The sequence below is a fragment of the Serratia sp. BIGb0234 genome (genome assembly GCF_024809915.1).
Lineage (GTDB): Bacteria > Pseudomonadota > Gammaproteobacteria > Enterobacterales > Enterobacteriaceae > Serratia > Serratia liquefaciens.
Window position 1 is genome coordinate 1045485 of sequence record NZ_JANUEI010000001.1, and the last position, 18288, is coordinate 1063772.

The following is an 18288-nucleotide window of genomic DNA, read 5'->3' on the forward strand; positions in this document are numbered from 1 at the left end:
ATGTACTACGGTTTCGATATGGGCGGCACCAAGATTGAGCTGGGCGTGTTCGATGCAGATCTGCAGCGTATCTGGCAAAAAAGGGTGCCGACGCCACGTGAGGATTATCGACAACTGCTGACGACGCTGCGCGATCTGACGTTTGAAGCGGATGCGTTTTGTGGCCAGAAAGGCATGGTAGGTATCGGTATTCCCGGCCTGCCCAACGACGATGACGGTACGGTTTTCACCGCCAACGTCCCGGCGGCGATGGGCCAGCGCTTGCCGCATGACCTGGCCGAGTTGATTGGCCGTGACGTACGCATCGATAACGACGCCAACTGCTTTGCGCTGTCGGAGGCCTGGGACGAGGAGTTTCGTCGCTATCCGACGGTGCTGGGCATTATCCTCGGTACCGGGGTAGGCGGCGGGCTAATCGTCGACGGTAAGGTGCTCTCCGGGCGTAACTATATCGCCGGTGAATTTGGTCATTTCCGTCTGCCGGTGGATGCGCTGGAGGTGTTGGGACGTGATATACCTCGCGTTCCTTGCGGGTGCGGTCATCAGGGTTGCATCGAAAATTACATTTCTGGCCGCGGTTTTGAGTGGATGTACGGCCACTTTTACCAGCAGCACTTGCCTGCGCAGCAGATCATTGCGCATTATCAGGCAGGTGAGCCGCAGGCGGTGGCTCATGTCGAACGTTTCATGGACGTCCTGGCGATATGCCTGGGCAATCTGCTGACCATCATCGATCCGCATCTGGTGGTGATTGGCGGCGGCTTGTCGAATTTTGACGCTATTTACCAGGCGTTACCGCAGCGTTTGCCGGCGCATGTGTTGCGCGTGGCCAAGCTGCCACGAATTGAAAAAGCCCGTTACGGGGACGCCGGTGGCGTACGCGGGGCGGCGTTCCTCAATTTGGTTAACAGGGAAAAGTAAGGAGAGAGTTAATGCACACTCGTCATCGGCTGTGTCAGTTTCGCAAGAGTAAGCATGTGCTGCATCAGCGCTTTCGTTCGCGGATTTTTCATCGCGATACCATGGCTGCGGCCGAGCTGAAAAAGCCGTTTGTCGTGGTGTTGACCGGCGCCGGGATCTCGGCTGAGTCGGGTATTCGTACCTTCCGGGCGGCGGACGGGTTGTGGGAAGAGCATAGCGTGGAGGATGTTGCTACGCCGGAAGGTTATCAGCGCGATCCACAGCTGGTACAGGCGTTTTACAATGAACGCCGTCGTCAGCTGCAATCGTCGGACATTGCGCCTAACGCTGCGCATCGTGCCCTGGCGGATCTGGAAGCCTGGTTGGGGGATAACTTCCTGCTGGTAACGCAAAATATCGATAACCTGCATGAGCGCGCAGGTAGCTCACGGGTGTTGCATATGCACGGTGAGCTGTTGAAAGTACGCTGCACCAGCTCCGGGCAGGTCTTTGACTGGCCCGAAGACCTTAGCGTGGACGACCGCTGCCATTGTTGCCAATTCCCGGCCCCGTTGCGCCCACACGTGGTGTGGTTCGGCGAAATGCCGCTGGGCATGGATGAAATTTATCAGGCGCTGGCCAAGGCCGACTTCTTTGTCGCTATCGGCACCTCGGGCCACGTTTATCCGGCGGCGGGCTTTGTGCATGAAGCGCGGCTGGGTGGGGCGCATACCATGGAGCTCAACCTGGAGCCCAGCCAGGTGGAAAGTCAGTTTGATGAAAAACACTACGGCCAGGCCAGCGCGGTGGTACCACGTTTTGTGCACAAATTCCTGGTAGGGAAAGTTGAAAGGGCTGATAGGCCTTAAGCCCAGGTCAATGCGCTGTCTGACTCGGGTAACTGGCCGGCCGTTTGACGCCGGCCTTTCTTTGGTTAAATGAGCAGGGGCGACGGTGAATTTCAAGCAGGTATTCAGCCAGGCGGATCTGAGCAAAACGGATCTCACCATCCTCAACGCTATCTTCGACAACCCGGACGCGTGCATTGACGAGGGTATCCGTGCGGTTTCCGTTCGTTGCCACAGTTCACCCTCGACCCTGGTGCGGTTGGCGAAAAAGCTGGGCTTTCGCGGCTATCTGGAACTGGTGTATTTCATCAAGTTCAACCTGGTGATGGCTCCGGCTTTTCAGGAGCAGCCGCAGCCGACGGCACCGGCCAGCTTAAAACAGCAGACCCAATTCCTTGATCTGCTCGACAGCGGCAAAATCCTGATCCACGGCAGCGGTTTCTCGCAGCTGGTGGCGCAGTACATGTACAACAAATTTATGACGCTGGGCATCGACAGCTACCTGTCGCTGTGGCCGGATTTCGAGATCCTCGATCGAGAGATGCGTTTCCGGTTTGATATGGTGATTGTGATTTCAAAATCGGGCAACAGCAGCTCGGCGCTGAGTTGGAGCGACGCGGTGAAACGCAATAATATCCGGCTGGCGGCGTTTTGCGGCGACGGAAACAGCCCGCTGGCGCAGCAGGCCGATATGACCTTTATTTATGAGGACCGGCAAAAGTACGACCACGATATTTACTATCCCAACCCGTTTTTCGGCCACTGCCTGCTGGGATTTGAGAACCTGATCAAAGCCTGGTTTGAACGGCGCAGCCGTTGAGGCCTGCGCCGTTTCAGCCCTGCTTAATGCCAATGCTTGGCATACTGGTGATGAGCCTGCAGGTACTCTTCAACCAGCGTTTTTGCCAGCGAGTAAGAGTTGACCAGCGGATGCACCATCAGTGCCTTGATGGCCTTCTGACGGTCCCCTTCCAGAATGGCGGCAACCGCCAGGCGTTCGTACTCTTTGACCTGGGAGATCAGGTTTTTCTGGGTGTCGGGAATATCATTCATTTTTACCGGGTGAATGCCCGCGTTGCTGAGTTCGCAGCTGATTTCAATCACGTCTTCCGGGTGCAGGAAGTCGAGCGTCCCGTTGTTCTGCATCGACACCACCACGCGTTTTTGCTGGCCGTTATTTACCGCTTCCAAAATGTCTATCGCCACCCCGGCATAACCGCCGCTGTCAGGCTGTTCGATAAACTGCTGGAGCGTCAGCATCTCACGCTCTTTGACTTTACCCTGGCTGGATTCGCGCTGCATGTAGGAGTTTTCCCGCGTCAGATAGTGAGCGAAATAGACGCTGAAAGCCTGATCCAGCTGCGTGGCAATATCCAGCCTGGCAAGGTCGGCCAGCATTTGCTGGTTTATCAGCGCAATCTGTTCGCCACGGGTTTCTCCGGCATCGACGATGGCGGCGATCGCCTGTTCCCGGTAATAGTAGTAATACAGATACTCATTGAGCATCAGGTTATCGGACAGCGCGACCAGCTCTGGCGAGAAATATTTCATGCAGGTATCACGGTACAGGCGTGGGTCGGCCAGCAGTTGCTCGCTAACCTCCTGGCCATTGACCCGCACATTGCGGAACCATGACAGGTGATTTAGCCCAAAGCAGTCGACGCTAAGCTCGGACTCACGACAGCCCAGCAGTTCCGCCAGCTCACGGATAAACTCGCTGGGGGCGTCGCAAATGCCGTACACCTTGCGTTTGAAGCCGGATTTGATGATGGCTTCGGTCACCATGCCGGAAGGGTTGGTAAAGTTGAACAGTACCGCGTCCGGTGATGACACCTGTTCTATGAGCCGACAATATTCCACTATTGCCGGAATAGAACGCATCGCCATGGCAAAACCGCCGGCACCGGTGGTTTCTTGCCCCAGGACCTGATGATTGAGTGCGATACGTTCGTCATGAATGCGGCCTTCTTCACCGCCGATACGCAGGGTGGTGATGATATAATCGGCTCCGCTCAGCGCCTGATGGGCGTCGCTGCTCAGGCTGAACCTGATGTCGCTGCGGATACGCTCGAAGACACCCTGTGCGATGGCGCCGTAGACCGCCAATTTCTCCCGATCGGTATCCATAAACACCACTTCGGTGACGCCGATGCGGTGGGCGTTATAGGCAATGGACTTGGCCAGGAACGGTGAGCGTACGCCACCGCCGCCCAGAACGGTTAATTTCATGAATTTTCTCCCAATAAATAAAGTTATAATGCTGCTAAATATTTTTCGACCTGACTCTTCACTTTTCCGACGGTGACACCATAAATCACCTGGACTTCACGCCGGCTTTTCACCACGCCTTTTGCTCCGGTACTTTTTAATGCGGCCTCATCAATTAATTGCATGTCTTTTAGTTCGACGCGTAATCGGGTGAAGCAGTTGTCGACGGAAATAATGTTTTCTTTGCCACCCAGGGCACGAATAATAATCCCGCTTAACTCATTGGGTGTATTTTTGCTGTTCTGATACTCCTGTTTGGAATAGAGCTTGACTGCGTCGTCATCCTCACGGCCCGGCGTTTTTAAATTAAGCTTCAGCACCAGGGTTTTGAACACCAGGTAATACACCGCGAACTGCACCAGACCAATCACCACGTACAGCGGCCAGCGGGTGAGGGCGACCGGTAACGGCAGGTTGTAAACCAGGAATTCGATCAGGCCGCTGGCACCCCAGGGTCGAACGTCGAACAGGTTACACGCAACTTGCGAAAGCGCGGTCAGCACTGCGTGTATCACCCACAGTAACGGTGAGATAAACAGGAAGGTGAACTCTATCGGTTCGGTTATGCCTACCAGAATGGAAGTGGTGATGGCCGGGATCAATATCGCCTTGGCCAGCACTTTTTTCTCCGGTTTGGCGGTGTGATAGAACGCCAACGCAGCGCCTGACAGGCCGAAAATGGTCACCATGCCCTGTTGAGAAAAGCGCAGTGCCTCGTTCATCAGCGGGGAGATGCTCGGGTCGCGCATATAAGCGAGGAAAATGGCCTGCGAGCCCGACACCGTATGGCCGTCTTGTACAATTGAACCGCCGATGCTGGTCAACTGAAACGGCGACCAGATAAAATGATGCAGACCGGTGGGGATCAGGAATTTTTCGAAAAAGCCATAGACGAAGACCCCGAGCGAGCCTGAGCTTTTCATAAAGCCGGTCAGGGAAATCAGCCCGTGTGAAATGGCCGGCCAAAGGTAGCTGAAACCGACGGCATACAGCATGATCACCGGCGTCATGGCGATTAGTACCAGCTTGGAACCGCCATAGACGGAAAGTACACCGTTCAGCTCCACGTTACACAATCTGTTGTGCACCCAGGCGATAGTGACGCCGAGGATCAGGCCGAGGAAAATGCCCATATCCACCACGGTAAAGCCCAGCAGTTCGGTTTGTCCGGTGCCGTAATATTCCCCATTGATTTTCTGCGCTATGTGACCGCTTAATTGCAGATAGGATGAGTTGGCGCCCAGGAACATAATAAAGCACATCACGGCAACCAGCGCCGCTTCGCTTTTTTTATCCTTCGCCAGGCCGTAGGTAATACCGATGCAAAAAATCAGCCCGAGATTACCAAACAGCGGCCAAAAGGTATCACCGATCATTTTGCCGATATGAAATACGCCGGAGTTTTCATTCACCAGCGTGGCATTGGTGAGAATAGAACTTAATGCCAGAATCAGACCAATTACCGGCAGAAAGAATATTGGCCCCATCATGGCTTTGGAGAAAATCTGCAGCTTGCTTAAGATATTATCAATAATATCTTTCATGGCAGTTCCTTTTTTATATTTTAGTGGATAACGACGTTGCTGGTAATACTCCCTGGTATGGCGAAATAAAAATGATTTTGAATGCGGCAACCCCTGCCTTAAACCAGTTATAGGTGGAATGATTTAGCGATGCAATCAGCCGCCGGAAAAAGGTACCGGTGGTCAATGACTGACAACCGGTACCAGGCGTGAAGAGGATCACATAAGGGGGGTAGTGAAAGGTAAGATGGACGGTGTACCAAAGGACGAGGCGAAATATCAAACACCACAAGAATTAATGATTTCCGTTAAATCTGGTTAAAAATGACCTGTCTCAATATTTGATCTCGATCGGTTCCGCATAATGAAACGCGAAATTCTGAGGGCGGATACCATGGATAAACTACTTGATCGCTTTTTTAACTACGTCTCATTCGACACGCAATCTAAAGCGAACGTCAAACATGTGCCGAGCACCGACGGGCAATTGAAGCTGGCGCGTGCGTTGCAGCAGGAAATGATTGAACTGGGGTTTGAACGGGTGTCGCTCAGTGAGCATGGCTGTGTGATGGGCACCTTGCCGGGGAACGTTACCTGGCCCGTGCCGGCGATAGGCTTTATTGCCCACCTGGATACTTCACCGGATTTTACCGGTAAGCACGTCAACCCGCAGATCGTCGAAAATTACCGCGGCGGCGATATTGCCTTGGGCATTGGTGATGAAGTGCTGTCGCCAGTGATGTTCCCGATCCTGCACCAGATGTTGGGGCAGACGCTGATCACCACCGACGGTAAAACGCTGCTCGGTGCCGATGACAAGGCGGGCATCGCCGAAATCCTGACCGCCATGGTGCGACTGCAGCAGCGCAACATTCCACACGGCGATATCCGCGTAGCCTTTACACCGGATGAAGAGGTGGGGAAAGGGGCGCGGTTGTTTGACGTGGCGCAGTTCGATGCCGAATGGGCCTATACCGTGGACGGTGGCGGCGTGGGTGAGTTGGAGTGCGAAAACTTCAACGCAGCATCGGTGACGGTGAAAATTGTCGGTAACAATGTCCACCCGGGCAGCGCCAAAGGGGTGATGGTGAATGCCTTGTCGTTGGCGACGCGTATTCAGCAGGCGTTACCGGCGGATGAAACCCCGGAAACCACCAGCGGCTATCAGGGGTTCTACCACCTCAGCAGCTTTAAGGGGAGCGTTGAACGCGCCGAGATGCAGTACATCCTGCGTGATTTTGAGCGTGAGGGTTTTGAGGCACGTAAACGCCGGATGATAGAGGTCGCTCAACAGGTGGGCAAAGGTCTGCCGCGCGATTGTTATATTGAAGTTACGATTGAAGACAGCTATTACAACATGCGGGAACAGGTGGCAGAGCATCCGCATGTGATTGCATTGGCACAGCAGGCAATGCGCGATTGTGATATCGAACCGATCATGAAACCGATTCGCGGCGGTACCGATGGCGCTCAGCTGTCGTTTCGCGGCTTGCCTTGCCCAAATCTGTTCACCGGCGGATATAACTACCACTGCAAGCATGAGTTTGTGTCGCTGGAAGGGATGGAACAGGCGGTTTCGGTTATTATGCGCATCGCCGCGCTGACCGCCGAACGCGCCAAATAACCTCGATGAGATTGAGTATAATTGCTTGCCGTAACAATGATTTGCTCCTAGTGTAGGATATATTTCCAGCACAAGGAGCCGTATCATGAGCAGTACCGAGCACCGTATCGATCGCCAGTGTCTTGAGCAGTTTGTGCAGGCTATTTGGCGCCACGCCGGCAGTACCGAGCAGGAGGCCGCGCGGGTGGCGGATCACCTGGTTCAGGCGAATCTGGCCGGGCACGATTCCCACGGCGTAGGCATGATCCCCAGCTATATGTCGTCATTGGCACAGGGGCATTTGCAGCTTAACGTTCATGCCAAAGTGGTACGCGATGCCGGAGCGGTGCTGACGGTGGACGGCGGACAGGGTTTTGGCCAGGTCGTCGCCTGTGAGGCGATGGAAAAAGGCATAGAGCGCGCCCGGCAGTTGGGGCTGGCTGCGGTGGCGTTGCACAACTCACATCACATTGGCCGCATTGGCCACTGGGCCGAGCAGTGTGCGCGAGCCGGTTTTATCTCTATCCATTTCGTCAATGTGGTGGGCGATCCTATGGTGGCACCGTTCGGCGGCAGTGACCGTCGTTTCGGCACCAACCCCTTCTGCGTTATTTTTCCCCGTAAGGATAAAAAACCGTTGCTGCTGGATTTTGCCACCAGCGGTATCGCGTTTGGTAAAACCCGCGTGGCCTACAACAAAGGTTTGAGCGTCGCGCCGGGTTATCTGATCGACCAACACGGCCAGCCAACGACGGAACCCAAGGTGATGCACGAACATCCGTATGGCTCGTTGCTGCCTTTCGGTGCCCATAAGGGTTATGCGTTAGCCACGTTATGCGAAATCCTCGGCGGTGCGCTGTCCGGTGGCCGCACTACTCATGCGGCGACGGTGAAATCCAACAGCGATGCTATTTTCAACTGCATGACCACCATCATCCTCAATCCGGAAGCCTTCGACGCGCCAGAGATGCAAACCGAGGCCGAGGCCTTTATCGATTGGGTGAAGGCTTCACCGCCAAGTGACGGCCAACCGATTGAAGTGCCGGGTGAGTGGGAAGATGCCAACCGTGAAGCGCGGTTGCGGCAGGGGATCCCGATAGACGACAACACCTGGCGGCAGATCTGTGCTGCGGCAATCCAGGCAGGCATGTCGGACGCCGAATTGGACGGTTATCAGACCAGGGCGTTGCGGGCATAAAAAAGCCACCCGCCGAAACGCGGGTGGCTCTGGTCGCTAAAGGCCATGCCTCAGTCTTTGAAGTACCAGTAACCGCTGTTGACCAACGAGGTCAGCAGTGCCAGGAACGAAGGATCTTCGATCGCGTCGCCCAGCTTGGCGGCATCCACGCTGAAATTCTGGCACATCGCATCGGCAGCCTGCTGATGCTCGGTATCCATCAGTTCACCGTTAGCAAAGCACTGGTCGCCAATGCGCAGTACGCGCAGGCCACCCAGGCGCTGCAAAGGCTCGCCCTGTTGCAGCAGTTCGTAGATTTCACCGGCCTGATAAGGCGGCTCCGGCGGCGCAGCATCCAGCTCATGACGGGTCTGGGAGATAAACTCGCCGAACCACTGCTGGAAGTGTTCAGGTTGCTGAACCAAATCCACCATCATCTGGCGCAGCGCATCGACTTCCTGCGGCAGCACTTCTGCCGGATGCTCACGCAACTGAATATCCGGATCGCTGTAGCGCTTACTGCCCAGTTCGCGGGCCAGCACGTAGTCGGCAAAGCCACTGACCAACTCGCGGCCGTTCGGGGCGCGGAAACCTACCGAGTAATTCAGCGCATTTTCCAGCGCGTAGCCTTCATGCGGGAAGCCCGGTGGGATATACAGAATATCGCCCGGTTCCATTTCTTCATCGATGATGGCGTCGAAAGGCTCAACTTGCAGCAGGTCCGGGTGCGGGCAGTGCTGTTTCATCGGCACTTTTTCACCCACGCGCCAGCGACGGCGGCCGGTACCCTGAATGATAAAGACGTCATACTGATCGAGGTGCGGGCCAACGCCGCCACCCGGGACCGAGAACGAGATCATCAGATCGTCCATCCGCCAGTCCGGCAGCTTACGGAACGGGAGCATCAGCGCACTGGAAGGTTCATGCCAGTGATTCACAGCCTGCACCAGCAGCGACCAGTTGTTTTCGCTCAGGTGATCAAAGCTCTCGAAAGGGCCGTGCGCAACCTGCCAGCGACCGTCCTGGTGGCTGACCAGACGGCTGTCCACTTCGTTCTCCATCGCCAGCCCGGCCAGCTCATCCGGGGAGATCGGATCGATAAAGTTTTTGAAGCCGCGCTTCAGAATAACCGGACGCTTTTGCCAATAGCGCTGCAAAAAGTCGTTCCAGTCCAGATCTAATTGATAATCCATGTTCTATTCCAGGATAGAGGAGTGAGCCTGAGTGCGATTATAACGGAAGTTTGGCCCCGTGGATCGGGGCCAGAGCGACAGAATTTACTCGTGATGATGGGAATCGTGCTGACGGGCGAAAGTGACCTGCATGCGAGCGCCGCCAAGCGGGCTGTCGCTGATGGTAATGGAACCGTCGTACTGTTCGATAATCTCCGCCGCCACCGACAATCCCAATCCTTGACCAGGGCGCAGCGTATCTACCCGCTGGCCGCGCTGGAAGATCAATTCACGCTTGCTTTCCGGAATGCCTGGCCCGTCGTCATCGATGACGATAGTAAGGTATTTGTCGGAGTGCAGGGAGGTGATTTCAACGAACTCCAGGCAGTATTTACAGGCATTTTCCAACACGTTGCCCATCACTTCCATAAAGTCGTTTTTCTCCCCCATAAAGGTCACTTCCGGCGAAATATCCAGCGTGATCACCACACCTTTGCGCTGATACACCTTGTTCAGTGCTACGTTCAGGCTGTCGAGCAGCGCCGGGACCGAGTGGATCTCGCGCGTCAGCACCGTTTGCCCCGAATTGATGCTGGCCCGGTGCAGGTAGTAACCGATTTGCTGAGAAATACGGCTGATCTGGTCCAACATGATCGGCTCGACTTCCTCGATGGTGGTCTGCTTACCGGTACGTAATGAACGCAGCGTCGTTTGCAACACCGCCAACGGCGTCTTCAGGCTGTGGGTCAGATCGGAAAGCGTGGTGCGGTATTTGGTGTAACGCTGGCGCTCGTTGCGCACCAGAATATTCAGGTTACGTACCAGCCCACGCAGCTCGCTGGGCGGGTTCTCGTCGAGTTGTTCTCGCTCGCCGTTTTCCAACTCACCAACCTGATTCACCAGCGCCTTGATGGGACGCAAGCTCCAGTAGGCCGCCAGCCACAGCAAGGGGACCACCAGCAGCAGGTTGGCCAGCAACACGTAGCTGAACCATTCCCATACCACGTCGGAGCGTTGTAATTCCTGCGGAATGGTATCGACTACCACGATACTCAAAGCCGGCAGCCGCGCGGTGGCCGCGTAGGTGTTGACCGCCACTGAGTGGGTCAGGGCATTCTGATCGTTGTCGTCATAGTCTTTAAGCTGATCCTGCGCCTTGGGGTTGTTGCCCAACACTTCACTACTGATACGGGTATCGGTATCGATTTCGTAGAAGCCGGACTCTTCCAGCCACTCTTTATTGATGCGTTTTTCCAGCTCAGGTACCTGGCGCTGGCTCCACAGCAGATTGCCTTTATCGTCGTAAATAAACACCAGGGTTGGGAAGTTGAGATCGATATCGGGCGGAATGGCAATGGTGAGTTTGTTATCTTTCCACTGGGCCAGGCTGAAAAACAGATTACTTTCACCGCGCAGTAGGCGGAAGGCAGTTTTGTCGAAGCTGACAATATAACCGACTACCGCCACCAGACCATAGGACAGCGAGAGCGCCAGAATCACCCCAGCGGTGGCCATCAAAAAGCGGGCGCGCAGTGAGAAAGGTTTTTTACCCTTGTTGAACATGGCGATCATTTCGCATCAAAACGATAGCCCTGACCACGAACCGTGGTGATCACTTCCTGAGGGTATTCGGCCTGCAATTTTTTGCGTAAACGGCCCATCAGTACGTCGATGGTATGGCTTTCGCGCAGTTCGGCATCCGGGTACAGCTGCAGCATCAGCGAGTCTTTGCTGACCACCTTGCCGGCGTTGCGGATTAAGGTTTCGATGATGGTGTATTCGAACGCAGTCAATTTTATCTGCTGTTCGTTGACGCTCAGCTCACGGCGCGAAAGGTCGATTTGGAACGGGGGCAATACGATCACCTGAGAGGCCAAACCGCTGTTACGGCGCATCAGCGCCTGCATACGGGCAATCACTTCTTCCAGATGGAACGGCTTGGTCACATAGTCGTCGGCACCGGCTTCCAACACCGCCACTTTGTCCTGCCAGCTTTCACGCGCGGTCAGCACCAGGATTGGCAGCTTCATTTGGTGGGCGCGCCAGCGGCGGATCAGGCTCAGGCCGTCTTCACCCGGCAGGCCGAGATCGACAATGGCGATGTCAGGCGCATGCTCTTGCAGGAAATAATCGGCTTCTTTGGCATCCTCTGCCGCATCAACCTGATGGCCCATTTCACGCATCTGGACGGAGAGGTGGTGGCGTAATAAACCGTTATCTTCAACAACCAGTACTCGCATGGCGAACTCCTGTGGATCGGCGGGTGAACATCCTGTCACCCACGCAGTAAAGGTAACACGCTCAGCAGCGTGTGAGGGATAGCGTGCGACAACCTAAGCCATCCGATCGTGATCTTGACGTTATGGTAGGTATAACCGGCTCTTACCGCAAGGGACGCAGAACCTTGGCAGGAAATAAGCGCTATCGATATTTAGTTCGCTGTCATTATCGACAAGGTCAAATAAACGTTGGATAAACAATGGCGAGGGAAAGTTAAACCAAACTTAAACGGAAGAGGCTGCGATGAGAGAACCGGACCCGGATGCCGGGCCCGCAAATGTTAAGGATGGGTCGGTTTGCTGACGCTGTTTTTACGGATCTCCTGCACTTCGGCAGCGGTAACTCGCGGCGCATGGTTGCCCCAACTGCTGCGCACAAAGGTCGCGAGTTCGGCAATTTGCTGGTCGTTCAACCGCCAACCAAAGTCCGGCATGGTCAACCCGGTAGGGGCACCAACGGTTATGGGGGTACGGGAACCATTGATAACAATGCTGATCAGTGAGGAAGGATCATCGCTTAACAGCGCCGGATTGTGTGCCAACTGCGGGAAGGTATCACGGTAGCCCTTACCGTCACTGCGGTGGCAGGCGGCGCAATTATCCAGATAGGCTTGAGCGCCCGGGCGACTGACATCCCCTTTTGCCAGCAGAGCCGCCGTGCTGCCGTCTTGCAGCAATGGCTTCTCCTGATTATCTGCCTGTAATGATTGCAGATAGCCGGCGATAGCGCGTAAGTCCTCATCACTCAGGTATTGCGTGCTGTCCTGAACCACGTCAACCATCGAGCCAAAAGCGGCAAATCGGTTGTTGTGGCCGGTTTTCAGAAAGCGGGTGATATCTTCCGCGTTCCAACCACCCAAACCGCTTACCGCATCCGCCCGCAGGTTGGCGGCATGCCAGCCTTCAAGCGTACCGCCGCTCAGATAGGCGCTGTCGCTTTGGTTGAGCGCTTTCTCCTGGAAGCCAATACCGCGTGGCGTATGACAACTCCCGCAATGGCCCAGCCCCTGCACCAGATAGGCTCCACGATTCCATTCGGCGCTTTGGGTGGCATCCGGCTGATAAGTTCCGTCCTCTCGGAACACCAGATCCCACATTGCCAGAGGCCAACGCATATTCAGCGGCCAGGGAATATCGCTGTCTTCATTCTGTTGTGCCACGGGGTGAACCTGATGGGTGAAATACAGGTACAGATCGCGCACATCCTCATCGCTGATTTTGGCAAAAGAGGGATAGGGCATCGCCGGATAGAGTCTGGTGCCGTCGCGGGCGACACCTTTGCGCAATGCGTCGCTGAACTCCTGCAGGCTGTATTCGCCGATACCAGTCTGTTTGTCCGGGGTGATGTTAGTGGAATAGATGGCCCCCACCGGCGTGGTCATTTTCAGGCCGCCGGCAAAGGGTGCACCGCCAGGGGCAGTATGGCAGGCGGCGCAGTCACCGGCACGCGCCAGATATTCGCCGTGCAGGAGCCGGGCGGCCAATTTCGGGTCATCGGCCGCCTGTACCGTCGCGGTGCCCAGCATCAACAGCGCCAGCAGCGAGGGAGTAAATCCTTTCATATGAAGCTCCTTATGCTTTCAGGCCTGAACCAGCGGACCGGGGTTTTTTAAATACTGCGTGCGGATCGCCTCGGCCGAATAATAGGCCAGCGCCCCGACGATGCCGGTGGGGTTGTAGGCCAGATTCTGCGGAAAGGCGCAGGCGCCGGTGACGAACACATTAGGTACATCCCAACACTGCAGGTATTTATTCACCACGCTGGTGGCAGGGTTGTCACCGGTAATGGCTCCGCCGGTGGTGTGAGTCGACTGGTAGGGGCGCACATCGTAATGATCGCCGGTTTTTTTCACCGAAACCGCTATCTGTTTGGGCTTCATGGCATTGGCGATATTCACCATTTTGCTGGTGATGTGCTGTGTCATTTTGATTTCATTGTCTTTCCAGTCAAACGTCATGCGTAACAGCGGCAGGCCGTAGCCGTCCTTATAGGTTGGGTCGAGATCCAGATAGCAGTCGCGGTACGGCATCACCGAGCCTTCGGAGCCGATGCTCATTGAGTGCGGGTAGTTATCCTTGATGCCCTGTTTCCAGCCGCCGCCCCAGGCAGGCGTACCCGGTGGCAGCATCATTTGCTGGATAGGTCGGCCACCGGTGCGGGTGGCAGAGATGTAGGCACCGCCGATAAAACCCAAATCGGCATGATCGAAGTTCTCGCCGTTCAGATCGTCGATCACCGTGCCGGCCGCGCCTGCGCCGATAAACGGATTGAAGTGGGTATTCTGGTCGTAAAACAGCGATACACCGCTGTTCATCTGATAGGCGTAGTTCTTGCCGACCACGCCTTCACCGGTCACCGGATCGTAAGGTTTGCCGATGCCGGACAACAGCAGCAGGCGAACGTTATGCAGTTGGAAAGCACTGAGGATCACCAGATCGGCCGGTTGTTCCACCTCTTGCCCCTGGGCGTTGATGTAGGTGACGCCGGTGGCTTTCTTGCCGGTGCTGTCCAGATTCACTTTGATTACCTGCGACTGGGTGCGCAGCTCAAAGTTTTTGCGCTGGGTCAGTACCGGCAAAATGGTGGTTTGCGGCGAAGCCTTGGAGTACATAAAGCAGCCGAAGCGCTCGCAGTAGCCGCAAAAATTACAGGGACCCAGCTGCACGCCGTAGGGATTGGTATAGGGCTCGGAGCAGTTGGCGGCGGGGATGGCGAACGGGTGATAGCCCAGTGATTCCGCGGCCTTGCCGAACAGCGAGCCGGAATAGAGCTGTTTCAGCGCCGGCGTCGGGTATTCGCTGGCTCGTGGCCCTTCAAACGGATTGCCTCCCTTGATGATATTTCCCTGCAGATTGCCGGCTCGACCGGAAGTGCCGCACACTTTTTCGAACTTGTCGAAGTAAGGCTCCAGTTCCTGATAACTCAGCGGATAATCCTGTAGCGTCATGCCCTCCGGGATCCATTTGGCCCCGTACTTTTCATTTAGGGTGGTGTGCAGCTTTAAGTCGGATGGCAAGGCACGCCAGTGCATGCCGTTCCAGTGCACGCCGGCACCGCCGACGCCGTTACCGGGCAGAAAAGACCCGAGCTGGCGGTAGGGCACGGCAAAATCTGCCGGGGTGTGGCGCACCGTGACCGTCTCATGCGCCATTTCCTGTGCCAGTTTCAGGCGAATGCCGTAGGTCAGTTCGTCGGCAATGCGCGGATAGGCGAAGTCCGGGTAGGTTTCACGCTGCTCACCGCGTTCCAGCGCCAGCACGCTCAGGCCGCTTTCGGTCAATTCCATCCCCATTATGGCGCCGGTCCAGCCAAACCCGACGATAACCACGTCTACCGGTGGTTTTTTAATTGTGCTCATTTAGCATTCCTTTTGCTTGAAATACTGACCGGGCCGAGGGGATAAGGCTGATTGGGGCGATTGACCCAATCGGTGTAATCCGCGCGTGCGCCGGGGAAACCAATCAGTTTCCAGGACGCTAACGTCTGGTTACCGCCATGCAGCGGATCGGCCAGATAGCCTTCTTTGGTATTGGTCAGCAACTGGTCGAAAAACGCCTTACCGGACAGGGCTTCCGAGTCCAATTGGCCATGTTCCAGCGCCGACAGCAGCTGTTCCTGCTCAGCGTGGCCCAGTTCGGCAAACACCTTTTGAAACTGCCGACGGCAGTGCGCATTCACTTCACGGATACCGATACGGTAAGTCTCGCGCGGCGTCAGCTTGGACTGATAGCCCAGTTCCGGCGGAGAGGGAACGAAAGGCGGATGCATGTACCACAGTCCGCCGTGGCCGTAAGGCGTTTCCATTTGTCGGTCGATAAATACCGGTACGCCCTGATCCACCGCGCCGGGGCCGTTAGCGTCCGTCGGGATCAGCCGATCGCAGGCGGCCAGCAGAAAACGCCATTCGTCACCGTTGAAATAGACCGGGACATAGTGGCTCAATACGCCGGGGGCGGGTGCCGCCTTGGCTTCCAGTGCCATAATGCTGCTGCCTGCGGCGGCGAGCGGGATTAACGCCAGTGTCTTTTTTAGAAAGTTACGCCTGGGCGGCGTAGCGTCGTGCTGTTGTGACATAATTCCACCTTGAACATGCTTCACAATTAATGCCTGCGCAGGCAATAGCGGCCTACGCCGCGGCTCTCCAGCAGCGGTAAACAGGCGGGGATGGGTAAACGGATAGTAAACAACCATATAAATAGCAAGCTACTGGTATGGTTGTTTTAGTGTAGGACTGGCGAACTGAATGAAACAATCGATGATCTGTTTCAAAACATTTTGTTCACAACTAAGTTGATGTAGATCAACTTATCAACATACATACCGCAGGTTTGTCTTCGGCAGGCCTTCGACCTGGAGCAGCATGAAGCACAGTAGTGACAGCCGGCCGGATATCATCCAGGCCACCTTTGGTCGGCATCTACGTCAAGGCATGACGCGCAAAGCCGCGCTGCATCTGACCATCAAGCAACTGGTGACGGCGGGGGAGCTGGACTATCTGGCAAAACTGCCGCCCAGCCGCGTACTGGCTGCGCGGCTGGTGGTTTCGCGCGATACGGTTGAACTGACTTATGCCCAACTGGAGGCCGAAGGCTATATTGCCCGCGCGGTGGGGCGCGGCAGTTTTGTCAGCTACCAGCAAAATACCCTGATTGGCCGCGAGCTGCTGACTGAAAACCCCGCCGAAAGCGCTCAACTGGCGGAGTCGGAACTGAGTGTGCATGGCCGCTCCTTGCTGCTGGCAGCCCACACTCCGCACACCAGTCGAAACGACTCGCTGACCCCTTCCGTGCCCGATTTGCGGCTGTTTCCCATCGATAGCTGGTTGCAGCTGGAAAGGCTGGCGGTGCGACAAGGTGCCGAGCGCCTGCTGGGGTATGCCGATCCTCAGGGGCTGGTGGAACTGCGGGAGGAGATCATTGACTATTTGCGGCGCGAAAGGGGCGTGAAGGCCAGCGCGGAGCAGGTGATCGTGGTGACCAGTTCACAGCAGGCGCTATCGCTGTGTACGCAGGTGTTGTTTAATCCTGGCGACCGGGTGTTCGTGGAAGAGCCGGGCTACCAGGGGGCCAAAAAATTGGTTCAGTCGGCAGGGATACTCGCCCAACCGATTGGGGTAGATCAATCCGGTTTGGATATCGATGCATTGATACGGGCAGACGGGGGCGGGCGGGGCGTTTACATCACGCCCTCACATCATTATCCGTTGGGGCATTCGCTCAGCATCGACCGGAGGTTAAAGCTGTTGGCCTGGGCGCAACGTGAAAAAGCCTGGATTATTGAAGACGATTACGATTCCGAGTTCAATTACGACGGCCTGACCAGGGCATCGCTGCAGGGGCTGGATCAGTACCAGCGAACCTTGTATATCGGCACCTTTAGCAAGACGTTATTCCCGGGGTTACGCATCGGTTTTATTATCGTTCCGCCGCAGCTGATTAAACCCATGGTCGCCGCCAAGCAATTCCAGGATGGTTATACTTCCGCATTGCCGCAAATGACGTTATTCAAATTTATCCATGAAGATTTCCATACCGAACATTTAAGGAACATGCGCAAAACCTATCAGGCGCGGCTGGAGATTTTGCATGCAGCGGTTCATCAGTATCTTGGCGCCTGGACTCAGCCACGTTTGCCGCAGGGCGGGTTGCAACTGGTATGTCCGTTGGCGGACGCGGCAACTGAACGGCGCCTGATTCAGGCCGCCGCCGCGCAGGGGATAAAGGTCTATGGCCTGATAGATTTTTATACCGGGCAACCCACGGAAGGGGCGCTGGTATTGGGTTTTGCCGCTTATTCCCCAGACGAGATTGTAAGATTCATCAAAAGGTTAGCTGCTATTTTCAGCGAGCTGCCGGCTGAGATCTGACTGCGGTTGCACATCAAAATTGGTCTGTTCACTGTTATTAATTGGTCTGTATTCAGTTCGCGATGGCGCAGGTATCCTACTGGTATTACGTTATTTTTTCTCAGAAAAGCCCCGATGATGCTTTGATCGCCATCCCCCTTAGGGTGGCTTAAAGGTTGCGGGATCACTTACTTAATACCAGAGAGGCACCATGCTCCCAATAATTCATGAAGCAGCAGTACGTAAAATACAAAACGCCGATAAGCCGCAGTGGTTGGAACTGTGGCAGGGGTACCTCCATTTTTACCGTGCGGACGTCTCGGCGCAGGTTACCGATCATACCTTCGAGCGTTTATGCGAAGATCAACAGGTCTACGGCCTGGTGGCGGAAGATAGAAACGGCAACCTGCTGGGGTTCATGCATCTCATTTTCCATCCTTCAACCTGGAGCTCGGCTGGCTATTGTTATATTGAAGATCTTTACGTTTCACCGGCGGGCCGCGGCAAGAAAGTGTCCGAAAAACTCTTCGAACAGGCCTATCAGTTGGCGGATGAGAAAGGCAGCGACAGAGTTTATTGGATGACGCAGGAATATAACGCCCCGGCGCGGTCGCTGTACGACAAGATAGGCAAGAGAAGTTCGTTTATCGTCTATACCCGTTAACGACAGGC

Annotated in this window: 15 protein-coding genes; 7 read left to right on the plus strand and 8 right to left on the minus strand. The window is 55.5% G+C overall.

The annotated features are described in order from the left end of the window. The 3 genes from nagK to M2407_RS05165 all read left to right on the plus strand — a co-directional run bounded on the left by nagK (nucleotide 1) and on the right by M2407_RS05165 (nucleotide 2568). A complete protein-coding gene (nagK, locus tag M2407_RS05155) occupies nucleotides 1-921 on the plus strand; it encodes an N-acetylglucosamine kinase (protein ID WP_020826460.1) in 921 nt (306 codons plus the stop codon). An 11-nt stretch (nucleotides 922-932) separates the two neighbouring features. Beyond that, complete coding sequence (gene cobB / locus M2407_RS05160) at nucleotides 933-1769, plus strand: Sir2 family NAD+-dependent deacetylase (protein ID WP_048760671.1); 837 nt, start codon at nucleotides 933-935, stop codon at nucleotides 1767-1769. A gap of 85 nt (nucleotides 1770-1854) precedes the next feature. Next, nucleotides 1855-2568 (plus strand): MurR/RpiR family transcriptional regulator, encoded by a 714-nt coding sequence (locus tag M2407_RS05165; RefSeq protein WP_116690697.1) that lies wholly within the window; start codon nucleotides 1855-1857, stop codon nucleotides 2566-2568. A 23-nt stretch (nucleotides 2569-2591) separates the two neighbouring features. Here the strand turns inward: M2407_RS05165 and M2407_RS05170 are convergent, their stop codons facing one another. Then, nucleotides 2592-3977: a glycoside hydrolase gene (locus M2407_RS05170; RefSeq protein WP_122078696.1), complete on the minus strand. Its 1386-nt coding sequence runs from the start codon at nucleotides 3975-3977 to the stop codon at nucleotides 2592-2594. A gap of 23 nt (nucleotides 3978-4000) precedes the next feature. After that, nucleotides 4001-5560 carry a PTS transporter subunit EIIC gene (locus M2407_RS05175; protein WP_198639747.1) on the minus strand — a complete coding sequence of 520 codons (1560 nt, stop codon included), beginning with the start codon at nucleotides 5558-5560 and terminating at the stop codon, nucleotides 4001-4003. 373 nt (nucleotides 5561-5933) lie between these two features. Between M2407_RS05175 and pepT the strand changes: the two genes are divergently transcribed. Continuing rightward, complete coding sequence (pepT, locus tag M2407_RS05180) at nucleotides 5934-7163, plus strand: peptidase T (RefSeq protein ID WP_046375051.1); 1230 nt, start codon at nucleotides 5934-5936, stop codon at nucleotides 7161-7163. Nucleotides 7164-7248: 85 nt separating this feature from the next. After that, complete coding sequence (locus tag M2407_RS05185; protein ID WP_198639746.1) at nucleotides 7249-8340, plus strand: malate/lactate/ureidoglycolate dehydrogenase; 1092 nt, start codon at nucleotides 7249-7251, stop codon at nucleotides 8338-8340. Nucleotides 8341-8390: 50 nt separating this feature from the next. Here the strand turns inward: M2407_RS05185 and M2407_RS05190 are convergent, their stop codons facing one another. The 6 genes from M2407_RS05190 to M2407_RS05215 all read right to left on the minus strand — a co-directional run bounded on the left by M2407_RS05190 (nucleotide 8391) and on the right by M2407_RS05215 (nucleotide 15845). After that, complete coding sequence (locus M2407_RS05190; RefSeq protein WP_217331103.1) at nucleotides 8391-9512, minus strand: cupin domain-containing protein; 1122 nt, start codon at nucleotides 9510-9512, stop codon at nucleotides 8391-8393. An 84-nt stretch (nucleotides 9513-9596) separates the two neighbouring features. After that, complete coding sequence (phoQ, locus tag M2407_RS05195; RefSeq protein WP_041415330.1) at nucleotides 9597-11054, minus strand: two-component system sensor histidine kinase PhoQ; 1458 nt, start codon at nucleotides 11052-11054, stop codon at nucleotides 9597-9599. Nucleotides 11055-11059: 5 nt separating this feature from the next. Then, nucleotides 11060-11731 carry a two-component system response regulator PhoP gene (gene phoP / locus M2407_RS05200; RefSeq protein WP_020826469.1) on the minus strand — a complete coding sequence of 224 codons (672 nt, stop codon included), beginning with the start codon at nucleotides 11729-11731 and terminating at the stop codon, nucleotides 11060-11062. A 320-nt stretch (nucleotides 11732-12051) separates the two neighbouring features. Next, nucleotides 12052-13332: a cytochrome c gene (locus M2407_RS05205; RefSeq protein WP_130015585.1), complete on the minus strand. Its 1281-nt coding sequence runs from the start codon at nucleotides 13330-13332 to the stop codon at nucleotides 12052-12054. 18 nt (nucleotides 13333-13350) lie between these two features. Then, a complete protein-coding gene (locus M2407_RS05210) occupies nucleotides 13351-15129 on the minus strand; it encodes a GMC family oxidoreductase (RefSeq protein WP_046373815.1) in 1779 nt (592 codons plus the stop codon). Beyond that, nucleotides 15126-15845 (minus strand): gluconate 2-dehydrogenase subunit 3 family protein, encoded by a 720-nt coding sequence (locus M2407_RS05215; RefSeq protein WP_259216935.1) that lies wholly within the window; start codon nucleotides 15843-15845, stop codon nucleotides 15126-15128. Before M2407_RS05215 ends, M2407_RS05210 begins: the two co-directional genes overlap by 4 nt. A 286-nt stretch (nucleotides 15846-16131) precedes the next feature. On the opposite strand from M2407_RS05215, the gene M2407_RS05220 reads away from it, so the two are divergent. Further along, nucleotides 16132-17637: a PLP-dependent aminotransferase family protein gene (locus tag M2407_RS05220; protein WP_259216937.1), complete on the plus strand. Its 1506-nt coding sequence runs from the start codon at nucleotides 16132-16134 to the stop codon at nucleotides 17635-17637. Nucleotides 17638-17827: 190 nt separating this feature from the next. Beyond that, complete coding sequence (locus M2407_RS05225) at nucleotides 17828-18280, plus strand: GNAT family N-acetyltransferase (RefSeq protein WP_130015588.1); 453 nt, start codon at nucleotides 17828-17830, stop codon at nucleotides 18278-18280. Nucleotides 18281-18288: the final 8 nt, after the last annotated feature.